The sequence below is a fragment of the Actinoallomurus vinaceus genome (assembly GCF_039542055.1).
Classification (GTDB): Bacteria; Actinomycetota; Actinomycetes; order Streptosporangiales; family Streptosporangiaceae; genus Actinoallomurus; species Actinoallomurus vinaceus.
This window is the reverse complement of the sequence record NZ_BAABHK010000019.1, coordinates 142,132-158,640: the sequence shown is the minus strand read 5'-3', so window position 1 is coordinate 158,640 and position 16,509 is coordinate 142,132. Positions and strand designations below refer to the sequence as shown.

Annotated in this window: 10 protein-coding genes; all 10 read right to left on the bottom strand. The window is 71.2% G+C overall.

All coding sequences use genetic code 11. The features are described from left to right. Positions 1–58 precede the first annotated feature (58 nt). Positions 59–4,951 carry an NAD-glutamate dehydrogenase gene (locus tag ABEA24_RS44740; protein WP_345440328.1) on the bottom strand — a complete coding sequence of 1,631 codons (4,893 nt, stop codon included), beginning with the start codon at positions 4,949–4,951 and terminating at the stop codon, positions 59–61. Positions 4,952–5,062: 111 nt separating this feature from the next. Next, a complete protein-coding gene (locus ABEA24_RS44735) occupies positions 5,063–5,275 on the bottom strand; it encodes a hypothetical protein (protein ID WP_345440325.1) in 213 nt (70 codons plus the stop codon). A gap of 270 nt (positions 5,276–5,545) precedes the next feature. Then, the gene (locus tag ABEA24_RS44730) at positions 5,546–7,471 is read right to left on the bottom strand and encodes a serine/threonine-protein kinase (protein WP_345440322.1); all 1,926 of its coding nucleotides are present in this window, start codon (positions 7,469–7,471) and stop codon (positions 5,546–5,548) included. A 306-nt stretch (positions 7,472–7,777) separates the two neighbouring features. Next, a complete protein-coding gene (locus ABEA24_RS44725; protein ID WP_345440319.1) occupies positions 7,778–9,733 on the bottom strand; it encodes an acetoacetate--CoA ligase in 1,956 nt (651 codons plus the stop codon). Between the two features lie 118 nt (positions 9,734–9,851). After that, a complete protein-coding gene (locus ABEA24_RS44720) occupies positions 9,852–10,556 on the bottom strand; it encodes an HAD family hydrolase (RefSeq protein WP_425551310.1) in 705 nt (234 codons plus the stop codon). 254 nt (positions 10,557–10,810) lie between these two features. Continuing rightward, positions 10,811–11,344 carry a hypothetical protein gene (locus ABEA24_RS44715; protein WP_345440314.1) on the bottom strand — a complete coding sequence of 178 codons (534 nt, stop codon included), beginning with the start codon at positions 11,342–11,344 and terminating at the stop codon, positions 10,811–10,813. A gap of 117 nt (positions 11,345–11,461) precedes the next feature. Next, on the bottom strand, positions 11,462–13,090 hold the full coding sequence (gene pruA / locus ABEA24_RS44710; protein ID WP_345440312.1) for an L-glutamate gamma-semialdehyde dehydrogenase: 1,629 nt from the start codon (positions 13,088–13,090) through the stop codon (positions 11,462–11,464). A 136-nt stretch (positions 13,091–13,226) separates the two neighbouring features. Further along, positions 13,227–13,862, bottom strand: a complete 636-nt coding sequence (locus ABEA24_RS44705) for an HAD family hydrolase (protein WP_345440309.1) — start codon at positions 13,860–13,862, stop codon at positions 13,227–13,229. Between the two features lie 120 nt (positions 13,863–13,982). After that, complete coding sequence (locus ABEA24_RS44700) at positions 13,983–14,687, bottom strand: response regulator (RefSeq protein ID WP_345440306.1); 705 nt, start codon at positions 14,685–14,687, stop codon at positions 13,983–13,985. Continuing rightward, a complete protein-coding gene (locus ABEA24_RS44695) occupies positions 14,684–16,375 on the bottom strand; it encodes an ATP-binding protein (protein ID WP_345440303.1) in 1,692 nt (563 codons plus the stop codon). The genes ABEA24_RS44700 and ABEA24_RS44695 overlap by 4 nt, the downstream gene beginning before the upstream one ends. Positions 16,376–16,509 lie beyond the last annotated feature (134 nt).

Sequence of the window (16,509 nt, the reverse complement as noted above, 5' to 3'; positions counted from 1 at the left end):
AAAATCACCCAGCGGGGAGAAGCCCCGGCGGTCATCGGGGCTTCTCCTCTCTGACACGTCAGCCGGGGAGCGTGCTGGCGGTGACGAGCGTGCGGATCGCGCGCAGCGCCACCGACAGGGTCGCGATGCCGAAGCTGTCGCTCTCCCAGATCTCGCCGAGGGTCTGCCCGGCGCGTGCCCTCGCGGCGCTGTTCTTCTCCGCCCAGGTGGCCAGGCGCTGTTCGGGAGTCGCTCCCGGCTCGCTGGTCACCAGCACGTCACGGGCGAGCGCCGCGTGCGCGGCGTACAGGTCGTCGCGCAGCGCGGAGCGGGCCATCGACTGCCAGCGGTCGTCGCGGGGCAGCGCGATGACGCGTTCGCGCAGCCGCGCGATCTGCAGCCGCTCGGCGAGGTCGAAGTACACCTCGGCGACCTCGCCCACCGACCGTCCCGTGCTGTGCGCGATCTCCACCAGGTCGAAGGTGGAGTAGGCGGGAACCATGATCGAGACCTGTTCGGCCAGCTCGTCCGGCACGCCCGCCTCGGCGAACCGGTCGCGCCGATCCTCGAACCCCTGCAGGTCGCTGCCGGTCAGCAGCTTCGGCAGCTGCGGCGCGAGGGTGGCCGCGCCCTCGGCGAAGAAGTCGACCGTCTCGCGCAGGTCGAACGGCATCCGCCGGTTGTGCAGCAGCCAGCGGGCCCCGCGTTCGGTCAGCTTCCGCGCCTCGAGCCGCATCCGGATCTGGGTCGCGGTGTCGACCTGGTAGTCCAGGGCGTCGACCGAGCGCCAGAACCTCGGCATGTCGAACACCGCGCGCGCCACCAGGTAGGCGCGGGCGATGTCGGGGGCCGAGGCGCCGGTCTCCTCGTTCATCCGGAACGCGAAGGTCGTGCCGCTGTTGTTGACCATGCTGTTCACGACGGACGTGGAGATGATCTCCCGGCGCAGCGGGTGCCGGTCCATGTAGTCCCGGAAGCGGTCCCGCAGCGGCGTGGGGAAGTACTCCACGAGCCGGGTGGCGAGTTCGGGGTCGTCCGGCAGGTCGGACGCCCGGATCTCCTCCTCCAGCGTCAGCTTGGTGTACGCGAGCAGCGTGGCGAACTCCGGCCCGGTCAGGCCGAGCCCCGCCTGGCGGCGCTCGGCCAGGGCCTTGTCGTCGGGCAGGTCCTCCAGCCGCCGCTTCAGCTTGCCGTCCCGCTCCAGCTTGCGCAGGTAACGCGCGTGGACGTGCAGCATCGACGGGGCCTGCTTGCGCGAGGCGGCGAGCACGACGTTCTGCGCGTAGTTGTCGCGCAGCACCAGGTCGGCGACCTCGTCGGTCATCTCGAGGAACAGCGCGTCCCGCTGCTTGCGGGTCATCTCGCCGTCGCGGACCACCTGGTCGAGCAGGATCTTGATGTTGACCTCGTGGTCGGAGGTGTCCACACCGGCCGAGTTGTCGATGAAGTCGGTGTTGACCAGCCCCCCGCCTCGGGAGAACTCGATCCGCCCGCGCTGGGTGAGGCCGAGGTTGCCGCCCTCACCGATGACCTTGCAGCGCAGCTCGGTCGCGTCGGCCCGCAGGCCGTCGTTGGCCCGGTCGCCGACGTCGGCGTTGTTCTCGCCCGACGCCTTGACGTACGTGCCGATCCCGCCGTTCCAGAGCAGGTCGACCGGGGCGCACAGGATCGCGTGGAGCAGCTCGTGCGGGGTCATCGCGGAGACGCCCTCGTCGATGCCGAGCGCCTCGCGCACCTGCGGAGTGATCGGAATCTTCTTGGCGGTGCGCGGGTGCACGCCGCCGCCCTTGGAGATCAGCGAGGCGTCGTAGTCGGCCCAGGAGCTGCGCGGCAGCGCGAACATGCGCTTGCGCTCCTGGAACGACGTCGCCGGGTCGGGGTTCGGGTCGAGGAAGATGTGCCGGTGGTCGAACGCCGCGACCAGCTTGATGTGCTCCGACAGCAGCATCCCGTTGCCGAAGACGTCACCGGACATGTCGCCGATGCCGACGACGGTGAAGTCCTCCTTCTGCACGTCGACGCCCAGCGAGCGGAAGTGGTACTTCACCGACTCCCAGGCGCCGCGCGCGGTGATGCCCATCGCCTTGTGGTCGTAGCCGACCGAGCCGCCGGAGGCGAACGCGTCGCCCAGCCAGAAGTCGTACGAGATGGCGACCTCGTTGGCGATGTCGGAGAACGTCGCGGTGCCCTTGTCGGCCGCCACCACCAGGTAGGTGTCGTCGCCGTCGTGACGCACGACGTCCGGCGCCGGAACGACCTCTCCGCCGACGAGGTTGTCGGTGATGTCCAGGAGGCCGCTGATGAACTGCTTGTACGAGGCGATGCCCTCGGAGAGGAACGCCTCGCGGTCGCTCGGGTCGGGCAGCTTCTTGCAGACGAACCCGCCCTTCGCCCCGGCCGGCACGATGACGGTGTTCTTCACCGCCTGGGCCTTGACCAGGCCGAGGATCTCGGTGCGGAAGTCCTCCTTGCGGTCGGACCACCGCAGGCCGCCGCGGGCCACCGGCCCGAACCGCAGGTGCACGCCCTCCAGGCGCGGCGAGTAGACGAAGATCTCGAACTTCGGCCGCGGCTGCGGAAGGTCCGGGATCGCCTCCGGGTCGAACTTCAGCGACAGGTACGGCTTCGGCCGGCCGTCGGCGGTCCGCTGGTAGTGGTTGGTGCGCAGCGTGGCGCGGATCATCGCCAGGTAGCTGCGGAGGATGCGGTCCTCGTCCAGGCTGCTGACCGCGTCGAGGGCGCCCTCGATCTCCTCGGAGATGGCCGCCTCGAGCTCCTCGTGGGCGGCCGCCGACCGGTCGTCGCCGGCGTGGTTCAGGCGCGGGTCGAGCCGTGCCTCGAACAGCCGGACCAGGAGCCGCGCGACCCGCGGGTTGGCGACGAGCACCTGCTCGATGTACCGCTCGCCGAAGGTGCTCTGGGTCTGCCGCAGGTAGCGGGCGTAGGCGCGCAGCACCATGGTCGACCGCCAGTCCAGGCCCGCGCGCAGCACCAGCGCGTTGAACCGGTCGCTCTCCACGTCGCCGCGCCACAGGGCCTCGAAGGCCTCCTGGAAGAGCCCCTTGACCTCGTCGTCGTCCACGTCGGGCGACGGTTCGTACCGCAGGCCGAAGTCGTAGATCCACGCCTGCCGCCCGTCCGCGCGGGCGATCTCGTACGGCCGCTCGTCGACGACCTCGACGCCCATCTCCTGCAGCAGCGGCAGGACGTGCGAGAGCGAGATCGGCGAGCCGAGCCGGTAGATCTTGAGACGGCGCTCGCCGGGCCCCGCGTCGTACGGCTCGTACAGGTTGATCGAGATCTCGCCGGGCTCGGCCAGGTCCTCCAGCCGCTTGAGGTCGGCGCACGCCGTACGGGCCGGGAAGTCGGCCTTGTAGCCCTCGGGGAACGCGTCGGTGTAGCGCCGGATGAGCGCGCTGGCCTGCTCCTCGCCGCACTGCTGGACGATCGCCTCGGCGAGGTCGTCGGTCCACGACCGGGTGGCGGCGATCAGACGCCGCTCCAGGTCGGCCGGGTCGACGTCGGGCAGCGGGCGGCCCCGCTCACCGCGGACGACGACGTGCAGGCGCGCGAAGATCGAGTCACCGACCATCGCGCTGTAGTCGACGGAGAGGCCGTCGAACGCCTTGAGCAGGATGTCCTGGATCCGCAGCCGGATCTGCGTGGTGTACCGGTCGCGCGGCAGGAAGACCAGGCACGACATGTAGCGGCCGTAGTCGTCCTTGCGGACGAACAGCTTCAGCTGCTTGCGCTCGCGCAGCCGCAGCACGCCCAGCGCGATCGGCAGCAGCTCGTCGACGGAGATCTGGAAGAGGTCGTCCCGCGGGTAGGTCTCGAGGATCTCGATGAGGTCCTTGCCGTCGTAGCTGTCGGCGGCCAGCCCGGCGTGCTCCAGCACCTCCACCAGCTTGTGCCGCAGCACGGGGATGTGCTCGATGCTCTCGCTGTAGGCGGTGTGGGTGAGCAACCCCAGGAAGCGGCGCTCGCCGATGACCTCGCCGCCGTCGCCGAACTTCTTGACCCCGACGTAGTCGAGGTAGGCGGACCGGTGCACGGTCGCCCGGGAGTTGGCCTTCGTGAGCACGAGAAGGTGCGGCTCGCGGGCCTTGGAACGCACCTGTGGCGGCAGGGACGCGAAGCTCGTGGACTTGGCCTGGTCGGAGCGCAGGATGCCCAGGCCGGTGCCCGGCACCGCCCGGAGCTGCTCGCCGTCCGGGCCGTCCTCCAGCTTGTACTCCCGGTAGCCCAGGAAGGTGAAGTGGTCGTCGGCCAGCCAGTCCAGCAGCTCGACGCCGTCGGTGATCTCCTGGTCCGGCAGCGGCGGCCGCTTCTCGGCGAGCTCCACCGCGAGGGTGCCCGCCAGCGCGCGCATCTTCTGCTCGTCCTCGACGGCGGCGCGCACGTCGCTCAGCACCCGCTGCAGGTCGGCCTCGAGCTCGTCCAGCAGCACGCGATCGCTCTGCCGGTCGATCTCGATGTGGATCCAGGACTCCTCCAGGACGAGGCCGTCCCCGTCGCCGATCCCCTGCAGGTGCCCGGCGACATCGCGGGCGGCCCTGAGCTGCGGGTGGACGATCAGGTGCGTCGACAGGCGGTGCCGGTTGAGCTCCATGACGACCGAGTCGACGAGGTACGGCATGTCGTCGGTGACCACCTGCACGACGCTGTGCCCGGGGTCCCAGCCGTACTCCTCCAGCGTCGGCGTGAACGCCCGCACCTTCGCCCGCCCCTGCGGGCGCTCCTCGCCCAGGTGCCGGTGGACCATCGCCGGACCGCACACGTCCACCGGGTCACGGTCGAGGAGATCCTCCGGCGCGACGTGACGGTAGTACAGCCGCAGGTAGGCCAGGGCGTCCTCCGGATCGTGCCGCGCCCCCGGCGTCTGGCTGCACGCCTGTGCGGCGCGTCCCAGCAGCTCGTCCTTCGCGTCGTCAAGACCACCGGTGCCGTTGACCTTGGCACTCGTGTTCATTCGTGCCCCCCGGACGGCCGGACCGGACCTTCGCAGGCTCGTCGGCTCCGACCCGTCGTCGGTTCGCCCCTCATCTCAAGTCTCCCTCAGTACCTTCGCAAATCCATTGCTTCACTTCACACGCTCGCGGTCTCCGGCGACCGTCGTTCCCGTCAGGACAGGCGGGGAAGGCGAGCCGGGGCGGCCGTTCGCCACGGCGACGGTGATCGCGTGGATCGATCGGCCGTACGGGTGCGGCGTGCCGGTGGAGCCGCCCGTCCCCGGTCGGGGAACGGGCCGCCGCTCGGTCGGCCGGCCGTGCGGTGCGCGGTGCGGCGCCGCCATCTCGTCGGATTCGAGAAGATCTTCGGCGAGTCGCCTGAGGTCGTCATGACGGTCACGGTCGGGTGCCGGCTCCGGGGAACGCCCGCTGTGGGCGTCCCTGGTGGGCGGACCGTGTTTTCGCGGAAGGATTACGAAGCTACGCCCGGGCACGCCGGACCCGAATCCGGACACGCCGGAATCGGACGCGGCCGCACCACGCCGTTGTGGTGTTGTGCTCACGGCGGCCAGGTTAACGCGAAATCCGAAATCAGCCGACTCGGCGGAGCGGGTTCACCGGCCCCCGGCGCTGGTAGTGGCGCCGGAATGGGCCGCGGGCGAGGCGTGGGATCCCGCGCCGCCGCCGGTCACGCCGGAGCCCGAGGTCTTGCCGCCGCCCGAGCCGCCGCCGCTCCCGGATCCGTGCGTGGCACCGCTCCCGGGACTCGAGCCGCCGCCCGGAGTGTGGGTCGTGCCACCACCGGGAGTGTGGGTCCCGCCACCCGGAGTATGAGTCGAGCCACCACCGGGAGTGTGGGTCCCGCCACCCGGAGTGTGGGTCGTGCCACCGCTCGAACTCGGGTCCGGGCTCGTCGGGGTGGAGGGCTCCGAGGAGTTCGAGGGTTCGGAGTCCGTCGGCGTGGGTGACCGGTCCGTCGTGTGGCTGGTCGCCGGGTGCACCGGCACGCCTCCGTACGTCCGCCGGGACTTCGACGGAGAGACGCTGCTCTGGGTGCCCTGGGGCTGATAACCGGTCTGCTGTCCGTGGCGGTCGTCCGCGTTGGAAGTCAGGGCGATCGCGCTGACGACCGCCGCGGCCGCGACGAACGCCGCACTGGCGGCGGCCAGCGCCCGGCGGCCGCGCGACAGCCCCGACCACCGGCCACGCGCCGTGCCCGAAATGCCCGACAGGGCGGGCGACGTCGGCTCCCCCGCGCCCAGATACGGAAGCCCCGCGCCTGGCGTCTCCGCGGCCGCGCCGAAGTACGGAGCCCCCGCGCCCGCTGCTTGTCCGGCCGCGCCGATATAGGGGGTCCGCCCGCCCGAGTCGGGCGTTCCCTGGGCCGTGACGGGCGCCGTGGGCGCCTCGGCGGCCGTCGCACGGAGCTCGACGGGCGGATTGTGGCTCCCGACAGGGGTCTTCGGAGCCCCGACCGGCGGCTTGTGGGTTCCGACCGGGGTCTTCGGGGCCCCGACGGGTGTCTTGGGGAACGCCGTGGTGCCGGGCTGGGGGTTCCCGGCCAGGGCCGTGCCGTGCGGCGGCGTCCGGTAGGCCGCGACCGTGGCGGCGTGTTCGAGCAGGTCGGCGGGGACCGTCGCGGGGCCCGCGTCGGCCATGGTCTCGACCGGCGGCAGCACCTCGGTGCGCGGCTCCTGGGGACGGGCCTCCTGACCGCCCCCGCCGAGCAGGTGCAGCAGGAGGGCGCTGGCGGTGAGCCGATCGGCGGGGTCCTTCTGCAGGCACCCGGCGACGAGCGCGCGGATCGGGGCGGGCAGGTCGCCGAGCCGGGGCTCCTCGAGCAGGATCCGGCTCACCACCACGGAGATCGCGTCGCTGCCGAACGGCGGCGCGCCGGAGGCCGCGAAGACGATCGTGGCGGCCCACGCGAAGACATCGGTGGCCGGTCCGACCGTCTCGCCGCGGATCTGCTCCGGGGCCATGTAGGCGGGCGTGCCCACGATCCGGCTCGACACCGTCGCGGTGGTGTCCAGCGCCTTCGCGATGCCGAAGTCGATGACCCGCGGGCCGTCGGGCCCGATCAGCACGTTGTGCGGCTTGAGGTCCCGGTGCACGACGCCCGCTTGGTGGATGGCGACGAGCGCGGTGGCCGTGCCGATCGCCAGACGCTCCAGGGGCGCGCCGCTGAGCGGCCCGCTCTCCTTGATCAGGTCGTACAGCGACCGGCCCGGGACGTACTCGCTGACGATGTAGGGACGGTCGCCCTCGACGTCGGCGTCGAGCACCTGCGCGGTGCAGAACCGCGCGACCCGCTTGGCGGCGGCCACCTCGCGGACGAAGCGGGCGCGCGCCTTGGCGTCCTGGGCCAGTTCGGGGTGGAGCAGCTTGATCGCGACCTGGGTGCCCTCCGGGGAGGTGCCCAGGAAGACGGCGCCCTGGCCGCCTCTCCCCAACCGGCCGATGACTTCGTACGCCCCCAGCCGCCGCGGATCCCTTGGCTGCAGGGGAATCGCGTTATGGCCCTCCGCAGACCGATCCATGGCCGACCGCATCCCTTCCGTGAGCTCCCCGCCGACCGTCCCCACGGTCGGGCATATCGGTTGAGATGCGGCTTACGTCCGGCCGGTTCAATCGACCGGGATTGTCAGCCCCCGGTCAACCCGCCGATCCGGTCATGGACGACGAACCGCATCTGCCGAACATATCCGCCACCGACTCCGCGAGCCCAGAGCAGGCCGCACCAGGTGACGGACATGTCCCGTACAAGAGACGCGCCCAGCTCCGGGGTGTGTCCGGTGGATCTCCGTTCGGCTGCGCGAACAAGATCCACCGGACATGCCCCAGGGTCACGAATCCGGAGTGAAGTGCCGAAGCACCTCGGGGTTGGCCATCGCGTCCGGATTCGCCGCCTTGTCGATGGGCGTGCCGAGCAAGATCTTACGGACTGGAACCTCGAGTTTCTTACCGGACAGGGTCCGCGGGACTCCGGGCACCACCCGGATCTCGTCGGGAACGTGCCGGGGCGACAGCGTCGACCGCAGCGCGACACGGATCCGGCCGACCAGGTCGTCGGACAGGGCGATGCCCTCGGCGAGCTGAACGTACAGCAGCAGCCGCCCCTCCTGGCCCAGCTGTCCGGTGTCGACGACCAGGGAGTCGGCGATCTCCTCGAACCCCTCGACGACGCGGTAGAAGTCGGCGGTGCCCATGCGGACGCCCCCGCGGTTGAGGGTGGAGTCGGACCGCCCGTAGATCACGCATCCGCCGTCGGGCAGGATTTTGATCCAGTCGCCGTGGCGCCAGACGCCGGGGAACACCCCGAAGTAGGAGTCGCGGTAGCGCTCGCCGTCCGGGTCGTTCCAGAAGTAGATCGGCATGGACGGCATCGGCTCGGTGACCACCAGCTCGCCGACCTCGCCGACGACCGGCTCGCCCTTCTCGTCGTACGACTCGACCTTCGCGCCGAGCCCCCGGCACTGGATCACGCCGGCGCGCAGCGGCAGCAGCGGGCACGGCCCGACGAATCCGGTCGCCACGTCGGTGCCCCCGGAGAAGGACCCGACGAGCAGGTCGCGTCCGACGTGGTCGTACAGCCAGCGGAAGCCCTCGGGCGGCAGCGGGGAGCCGGTCGAGCCGATCCCGCGGATCCGGGACAGGTCGTGCTCCCGGGCGGGGTCTGATTCCGCCTTCATCGACGCCAGGACGTACGGCGCGCCGACGCCGAAATAGGTGACCCCGGTCTCGGCGGCCAGCCGCCACAGGACGTCGCCGCCGGGCGCGCCGTCGTACAGCACGACCGTGGCGCCGACGAGCAGGCCGCCGATGAGGTAGTTCCACATCATCCAGCCGGTCGTGGTGTACCAGAAGAAGACGTCGCCGGGGCCGAGGTCCTGGTGGAACGTGAGGGCCTTGAGGTGCTCCAGGACGATGCCGCCGTGCCCGTGGACGATGGGCTTGGGGAGCCCGGTGGTGCCCGAGGAGTACAGGATCCACAGGGGATGGTCGAACGGCACCGGCTCGAAGGCGAGCGGCTCTCCGGAGCGCCGCAGGTCGGCGTACCGGAGCGCGCGGCCCTCGCCGATCGCGGCGGCGCCGGAGTCGAGGTACGGGATCGTGACCGTGGCCTCCAGCGTGGGCAGCGACGCCTGGATGTCGCGGACCACCGCGGACCGGTCGAACCGCCTGCCGTTGTAGGCGTAGCCGTCCACCGCGATCAGCACCTTCGGCTCGATCTGGGTGAACCGGTCGATCACGCTCGGCGCGCCGAAGTCCGGTGAGCACGATGACCAGATCGCGCCGAGGGACGCGGTCGCGAGGAAGGCGACCAGCGCCTCGGGGATGTTCGGCACGTACGCCGCGACGCGGTCGCCCCGGCCGACGCCGAGGGCCCGCAGCCCCGCGCGCACCTCGGCGACCTCGGCGGCGAGCTCCCGATACGTCAGCGTCCGCGAGCGGCGCGGCCCGCCGTCGTCGTCGGCCTCCGTACGGAACACCACCGCCGTCGCGTCCGGATCCTCCTCGGCCCGGCGCAGCATGTTCCGCGCGTGGTTGATCGTCGCCCCGGGGAACCAGCGGCCGCCCGGCATCTCCGCCCGCTCCAGCACCGGCCCGTCGCCACGCTCGCCCAGCACGCCGAAGTACGCCCAGATCGCGTCCCAGAAGCCGTCCAGGTCGGTGACGGACCACCGCCACAGCTCCTCGTACGAACCGAACCCGCGCTCACGCATGAAACGGGCGACACGGGCGGTCCGGCGGACCTCCTCGGACGGATCCCACAGCAGGTCACCCTCGGCAACGGACACGGCACGCCTCCTCGCAGTCTCGTGGCTCCAGCATCGAGCCGACGGCCACCGGGCCGCAAACGGCCGCTGATCGGACGTTATCGCGTGCCGGAATACGCGCCCCGGGCGGATCTGTCCGTCAGGAGCCGGACGTCAGGTCCTCGATCGCGGCGACGACCTGATCGGTCTCGGCGAGGCTCGGCAGCACGACGTCCGCGCCCGCGGAACGCAACTCCGCCTGGGTGGCCGTGCCGGTCGCCACCGCGATCGTCCTCGCGTGGCTGATCCGGGCCGCCTGCACGTCGCGCGGCGAGTCGGCCACGAGCACGGTCGCGGACTCCGCGATCACCGCGCCGTACTTCTCCCCCGCCCGGGTGCGGGCCAGCTCGACCAGCGCGGCCTTGGGGTAGGTCTCCGAGCCGTACCCGCCGACCTTGAAATCGAGGTACTTGTCGAGGCCGAGCGCCTTGAGCTTGGTGATCGCGTTCGGCTGGATGGAGCCCGTCAGGACCGACTGCACCACGTCACGCCGCCGGGCCACCGCCGCGAGGGCCTCGCGGGCGCCGGGCAGCACCCGCCCCTCCTTGCGGACGGCCCCCTTGCGCGCCGAGAACGCGTCCGCCAGCGCGCTCATGAACGCCGGCAGGTGCTCCTCGGTGGTCTCGACGTCGTTGAACGCCAGCGTCTCGAAGATGATCTCCGACTCGGTACGCCCGTGGGTCGGGGCGAGACGGACGAGCGGCCGCCCGGTGACGCGTTCGAAGGCCTCGGCGTACGCCTCCCGGGTCACCTTGCCGACGTCGACCAGCGTGTGATCGACGTTCCACAGCACCAGACGAGGCATGGCGGTCTCCTGGACGTACTCCCCGCGAGTACGGCCGAAGGGCACCGCCGGACGTTTGTGCGTCCGGGAGCCGTGGATCTCGGCCGTCGAGCCGGTCGACTCGCTGGTCAATCGTGGAGGCTGCGGCCCGCCGACGCAAACCGTCAGGGAAAGGAGCCACGTCCCGCCGGGGAAAGTGCCCGCCCCGCCAGGGAGGGCAGCCCACTCCGTCGGGGGCAGCCCGCTCCGTCAGCGCGCTGCGTCAGCCCGGCACGTCAGGGAAAGCGGCCCGTCGTCACCTTGATCTCGCCGATCACCTCCAGCGGGATCGCCCCGCCGACGGGCTCGGTGAAGCGGCCCATGAACGTCTGGATCACCATGCGGCCGCGCGGCGGCCGGTTCGCCGGGGTGTCCACGACCACGTGGACGGTCCTGGTCCGTCCCGGGGCGAGCTCCTGGAAGATGCACTCGACCCGGCCGATTCCCCAGCATGACGGGTCGCTCACGGACACGACGGCCAGCCGCTCGTCGGTCCCCGGTGCGGCGACCTTGACGCTGCGGACCACGACATGCCGGATGGTGTCCGAGCCGGCGTTGGTGACGCTGAAGCTGTAGCCGGCCCGCTCTCCGGGCGCCAGCCGGTCCCCCGCCGCGGGGGCCAGCCGGGGATCGGCGCGCAGCGTGAGGCGGCCCAGGTCGGCGTCGCCCTCCGCGTCGACCACGCGTGCGGGACGCGACTCGGGCACGGTCAGGGCCTTGACCGCGAACCCCGCCGCCGCCGCACAGGCGACGACGGCGCCAACCGACATCAAGCGCCCCACACAGCCCCCCGGTCTGCTTCAGGCGTGCCACGCATCCTGCCTGCTCACAGGCTATGTCATGGCACTTCCAAGACGAACGTTACCGGCCGGGGGGAGCCGAGGCGATCACCCCATGTGGGGGTATCGGTGGTCGGTCGGCGGCACGAACGTCTCCTTGATCGAGCGGGTGTTCACCCACCGGATCAGATTGAAGATCGAGCCGGCCTTGTCGTTGGTGCCGCTCGCCCGCGCGCCGCCGAACGGCTGCTGGCCGACGACCGCGCCGGTCGGCTTGTCGTTGACGTAGAAGTTGCCGGCGGCGAACCGCAGCTTCTCCGACGCCTCCGCGATGGCCTGACGGTCCTGGGCGATGACCGCCCCGGTCAGCCCGTACGGCGCGGCGCTCTCCATCTGGGTGAGCACGGTGTCGTAGTCGGCGTCGTCGTAGACGTGCACGCCGAGGATCGGGCCGAAGTACTCCTTGGTGAAGATCTCGTCCTCCGGGTCGCCGCTCAGCAGGACCGTGGGCTGGACGAAGTAGCCCTCGGAGTCGTCGAGGCCGCCGCCGGTGAGGATGTCGATGCCGTCGTGGGAGCGGGCGCGCTCGATGGCCGCCCGGTGCTTGGCGAACGCCCGGTCGTCGATCACCGCGCCCATGAAGGCCGACAGGTCCTCGGCGACGTTCCCCACGGTCAGGGACTCGACGGTGGCGAGGAAGTCGTCGCGCATGGTGTTCCACACCGAGCGCGGGACGTACGCGCGCGAGGCGGCCGAGCACTTCTGGCCCTGGTACTCGAACGCGCCGCGGATCAGCGCGGTGGCGAGCACCCGAGGGTCGGCCGACGGGTGGGCGACGACGAAGTCCTTGCCGCCGGTCTCGCCGACCAGCCGGGGGTAGGAGCGGTAGCCGGAGATGTTCTCCCCGACGGTGCGCCACAGGTGCTGGAAGGTCGCGGTGGAGCCGGTGAAGTGGATACCCGCCAGGTCCGGGTGGCGCAGCGCGACGTTGGAGACCGCCTCACCGTTGCCGGTCACCAGGTTGATCACGCCGGGCGGCAGGCCGGCCTCCTCCAGCAGCCGCATCGTGAAGTGTGCGGCGAACTGCTGCGTCGGGGAGGGCTTCCACACGACGACGTTGCCCATCAGCGCGGGCGAGGTGGGCAGGTTGCCGGCGATCGCCGTGAAGTTGAACGGCGTGATCGCGGTGACGAAGCCCTCGAGCGGCCGGTACTCCAGGCGGTTCCACACGCCCGGCGAGGAGATCGGCTGCTGGGTGAGCAGCTCGCGCGCGAAGGCGACGTTGAAGCGCAGGAAGTCGATCAGCTCGCACGCCGCGTCGATCTCGGCCTGCTGCACCGACTTCGACTGGCCGAGGATGGTCGCGGCGTTCAGCGTGGACCGCCACGGTCCGGACAACAGGTCGGCCGCCTTGAGGAAGATCGCGGCCCGGTCGTCGAACGACAGGGCCCGCCACGCCGGAGCGGCCTCCCGCGCGGCGTCGACGGCCGCGCGCACGTCGTCGTCGGTGGCCTCCCGGGCCTGCCCGAGGACGTGCCGGTGCTTGTGCGGCTGCACCGTGTCGACGGGCCGCCCGCCGCCGAGCCGCTGCTCGCCCCCGATGGTCATCGTGAGGTCGATCTGCTCGCCGGCGAGCTCCTTGAGCTTCGCCTCGACGGCGGTCCGGTCCTGGCTGCCGGGGGCGTACGCCTTGACCGGCTCGTTCACGGGGACCGGCACGTTCGTCACAGCGTCCATGAGAAAGCTCCCCGCAGTTCGTGACAGCGTCGTCAGTCGATCCCGGGGTCGGGATCATGGTCGCGATCCCTCGTGAGGATCGCTCTGTGCATCCTCGCATGCCCTCGTCAAGCGGACAAAACACGCTTCATGCAGGTCAAATGTATGCGGAGATCTCGGTGAGCCGGTCCACCACGGGGACCCCGAACCGGTCCAGTTCGGCCCTCGCCTGCATGCCCCCGGCGTACAGGACCGCGCGCGCCCCCGCGTGCCGGGCGGCCACCGCGTCGTCGATGCTGTCCCCGATCGCGATCACCTCGGCCGGGTCGACCCCGAGCCGGGACAGGTGCCGGACCATGAACTCCGACTTCGACCCGCCGGCCTCCTCCGGCCGCAGGCCGTCGACCCGGCGGAAGACCTTCCCGATGCCGTGCTCGTGAACCGCGACGGTCAGCCGGTCGTGGTGCCACATCGACAGCAGGGACTGGCTGTGCCCGGCGCCGGCGAGGGTGTCGATCGCGTGCTGGGCGTCCGCCGCGAGCCGGCAGCGCTCCATCAGCCGGTGGTAGGAGTCGTGGAAGGCGGCGTCGAGCCGCTCCCACTCCCCGTCCTCCAGCGGGCGGCCCAGCATGCGCTCGTAGCAGGCCCAGATCGGACGGGTGTAGATCGCCCGGAACGAGTCCAGGTCCACCGGCGCCAGGCCGTACGAGATGAAGATCTCGTTGGTGGCGTCCACGACCGCGTCGAGATCGTTGAAGAGCGTGCCGTTCCAGTCCCACACGATGTGCGCCATAACGTCCAGAGGATAATCCACGGACCGTAGATCAAAGGTCCACCGGGCGCCGCGTCCCGTCAGGGGCGGTGGCCCCAGCAGCCGGCTCAGGCCGGCCCCGCACCGCGATGACGGTGAAGGTCAGGAGGTGGCGGCGCTGTAGCGATGCTCCGGCCGGCCGGTGACGCCGTAGCGGAGCCGAAGCTCGACGACGCCGTGCCGGGCCAGGTAGGCGAGGTACCGCTGGGCGGTCGGGCGGCTGATGCCCACGAGTGCGGCGACCTCGGCGGCCGACATGTCGTCGGACGCCGACCGTACGGCGTCCCGGACGCGTTGCAGCGTCGGCGCCGAGTGCCCCTTCGGCAGGGTCGACGGCAGGGCCGCGGGCCCGCGGAGCAGGCCGTACAGCGCGTCGACGTCGGCCTGATCGGCGGTCTGGTCATCCAGCGTGGTGAGCCGGGCGTGGAGTTCCTCGTACGCGGTCAGCCGCTCCCGCAGTGCCGCGAAGCCGAAGGGCTTGACGAGGTAGTGCACGGTTCCGAGTTGCATGGCCCGTCGCACGCTCGCCACGTCGCGGGCCGAGCTGATCACGATGAAGTCCGGAGGCGCGGAACCGTCGTCACTGGCCGCCTGGTCGAGCACCCGCCGGATGACGTTCAGGCCGTTGTCGTCGGGCAGGTAGATGTCGAGCAGCACCAGATCGGGGTGCAGTTCGGCGACGGCGGTGAGCGCGTCGGCGGCGCTGTGCGCCTGCCCGAGGACCGAGAACCCCGGGACGCGCTCGACGTACTTCGTGTGGATCTTGGCGACGTGGAAGTCGTCATCGGCGACCAGCACACCGATCATCCGATCGTCTCCTTCGCGTGTGGCTGCGGACCGGGCTCGCGATGCTCACCGGCCTCGTGGAGCCGGGTGGAGTCGGGCAGTCGCACCGTGAAGGTGGCCCCCGGGCCCTCGCCGACGTGGATGCTGCCGCCGATCCGGCGGACGAGCCGGTGGACGATGGCCAGGCCGAGCCCGCGACGGCGCACCTCGAACGCTCGCCTCGCGTCATCCGTGCCGCCGCGATCGGTGTGCTTGGTGCTGTACCCGTCCGTGAAGATCAGATCGGCGCAGCCGGGCGGGATACCGGGACCGGTGTCAGAGACGACCATCGTGATCCCGTCACCGTCGGTGAGCCGAACGGTCACCTCGGTGGGCCGCGCCGCCGGCGCTCCCGGCCGCGGCCTCCCGGCGGCGTCGATGGCGTTGTCCACGAGGTTGCCGAGGATCGTGAGCACCGCCTGGACGTGCGAGGGAGACTCTCCCAACCATGAGTCCTCGGTGAGCGTCAGGGTGACGCCGCGCTCGGCGGCGACCACGGACTTCGCCAGGATCAGGCCGACGACCAGGGGGTTCGCGATGCGCTCCCGCACCGACTCCGACAGCGCCGCCTCGGCGCCCTGCGCGGTGGTGAGGTAGGCGATCGCCTCGTCATGGTCGCCGAGCTCCAGCAGCCCCGCGACGGTGTGCATGCGGTTGGAGAATTCGTGCTGCTGGGCCCGGAGCGCATCCGTCAGGGCGCGCACGCCGTCCAGCTCGCGCAGCAACCCCGACAGCTCGGTGCGGTCCCGCAGCGTCACGACGGCGCCCAGTTCCCGGCCGCGCAGGCGTACCGGCCGGCGGTTGACCGTCAGATAGTGCTCGTCGGTGAGCACGGACGCGTCGGCGCCGCCGTCCGCGCCGGCCAGGACGTCGCGCAGCCGCCCGGGCCGCACGACCTCCTCCAGCCGGCGCCCGACCGCCGACGCGCCGAGCCCGAGCAGCCGCCGGGCCTCGTCGTTCACGATGGTGATCCGCTCGGCGCGGTCGAAGCCGATCACGCCCTCCTTGATCCCGTGCAGCATGGCCTCGCGTTCCTGCAGGAGCTTGGCGATCTCCTCCAGCTCCAGCCCGAACGTGCGGCGCTTCAGCCGCGACGCGAGCACGTACGACGCGCCCGCGCCGAAGGCCAGCGCGATGCCCAGCCACAGGCCGAACGCGGGTAGTTCACTCCAAAGCGTGCTGGAGACGGCGCGCTCGCAGATCCCGGCGGAGACCTCCCCGACGAGAGCGCCGGACGGCCCGTACAGCGGGGCCTTGCCGTTCGCGGACCGGCAGAGACTGCCGTGGTCGATGCCGGTATGGCCGCGCCCGTCGGCCGCGACGAGTGGTTCCGCGACCGGCTTTCCGATCAGGGCGGGGTTGGGGTGGGAGTGCCGGACCGCTTTAAGGTCGAGCACCACGATGTAGCCGGCGCCGGAGGCCTTGCGCATCCGCTCCGCGGTGCTCTGCACCAGATCGCCGGCGCCACCGTACTCCATCGCCGCCTGGATCTCCGGCGTGCCCGCCGTCGTCTGGGCGATCGCCAGGGCCCGGCGGCGGTACTGCTCGTCCAGCTTCGCCCTTTCCTCGTGGGCGAACAGCGCGAAGCCGACCAGCATGCTCGCCACCAGAATGCTGAGCTGGCTGGTCAAAATGCGGGTGGACAGCTTCCGGCCACGGGCGGGCCACATGGGATGAGTATGCCAAGCAACACAGCCGTAACACCCGTTTTGTCCGTTTCGGAACGATAAACAAAACGCTCAAAACAGCGAGAAAGCCGAAGATCCGCCACAACGAACAGAAGGATCGCCCTGCGGCGTGAGGG

Coding starts and splice junctions, on each gene's coding strand:
- ABEA24_RS44720 (WP_425551310.1), bottom strand. CDS start 10,556: ATGCCTCGTCTGGTGCTGTGGAACGTCGATCACACGCTGGTCGACGTC.
- ABEA24_RS44730 (WP_345440322.1), bottom strand. CDS start 7,471: ATGGATCGGTCTGCGGAGGGCCATAACGCGATTCCCCTGCAGCCAAGG.
- ABEA24_RS44700 (WP_345440306.1), bottom strand. CDS start 14,687: ATGATCGGTGTGCTGGTCGCCGATGACGACTTCCACGTCGCCAAGATC.
- pruA (WP_345440312.1), bottom strand. CDS start 13,090: ATGGACGCTGTGACGAACGTGCCGGTCCCCGTGAACGAGCCGGTCAAG.
- ABEA24_RS44715 (WP_345440314.1), bottom strand. CDS start 11,344: ATGTCGGTTGGCGCCGTCGTCGCCTGTGCGGCGGCGGCGGGGTTCGCG.
- ABEA24_RS44695 (WP_345440303.1), bottom strand. CDS start 16,375: ATGTGGCCCGCCCGTGGCCGGAAGCTGTCCACCCGCATTTTGACCAGC.
- ABEA24_RS44705 (WP_345440309.1), bottom strand. CDS start 13,862: ATGGCGCACATCGTGTGGGACTGGAACGGCACGCTCTTCAACGATCTC.
- ABEA24_RS44735 (WP_345440325.1), bottom strand. CDS start 5,275: ATGGCGGCGCCGCACCGCGCACCGCACGGCCGGCCGACCGAGCGGCGG.
- ABEA24_RS44740 (WP_345440328.1), bottom strand. CDS start 4,951: ATGAACACGAGTGCCAAGGTCAACGGCACCGGTGGTCTTGACGACGCG.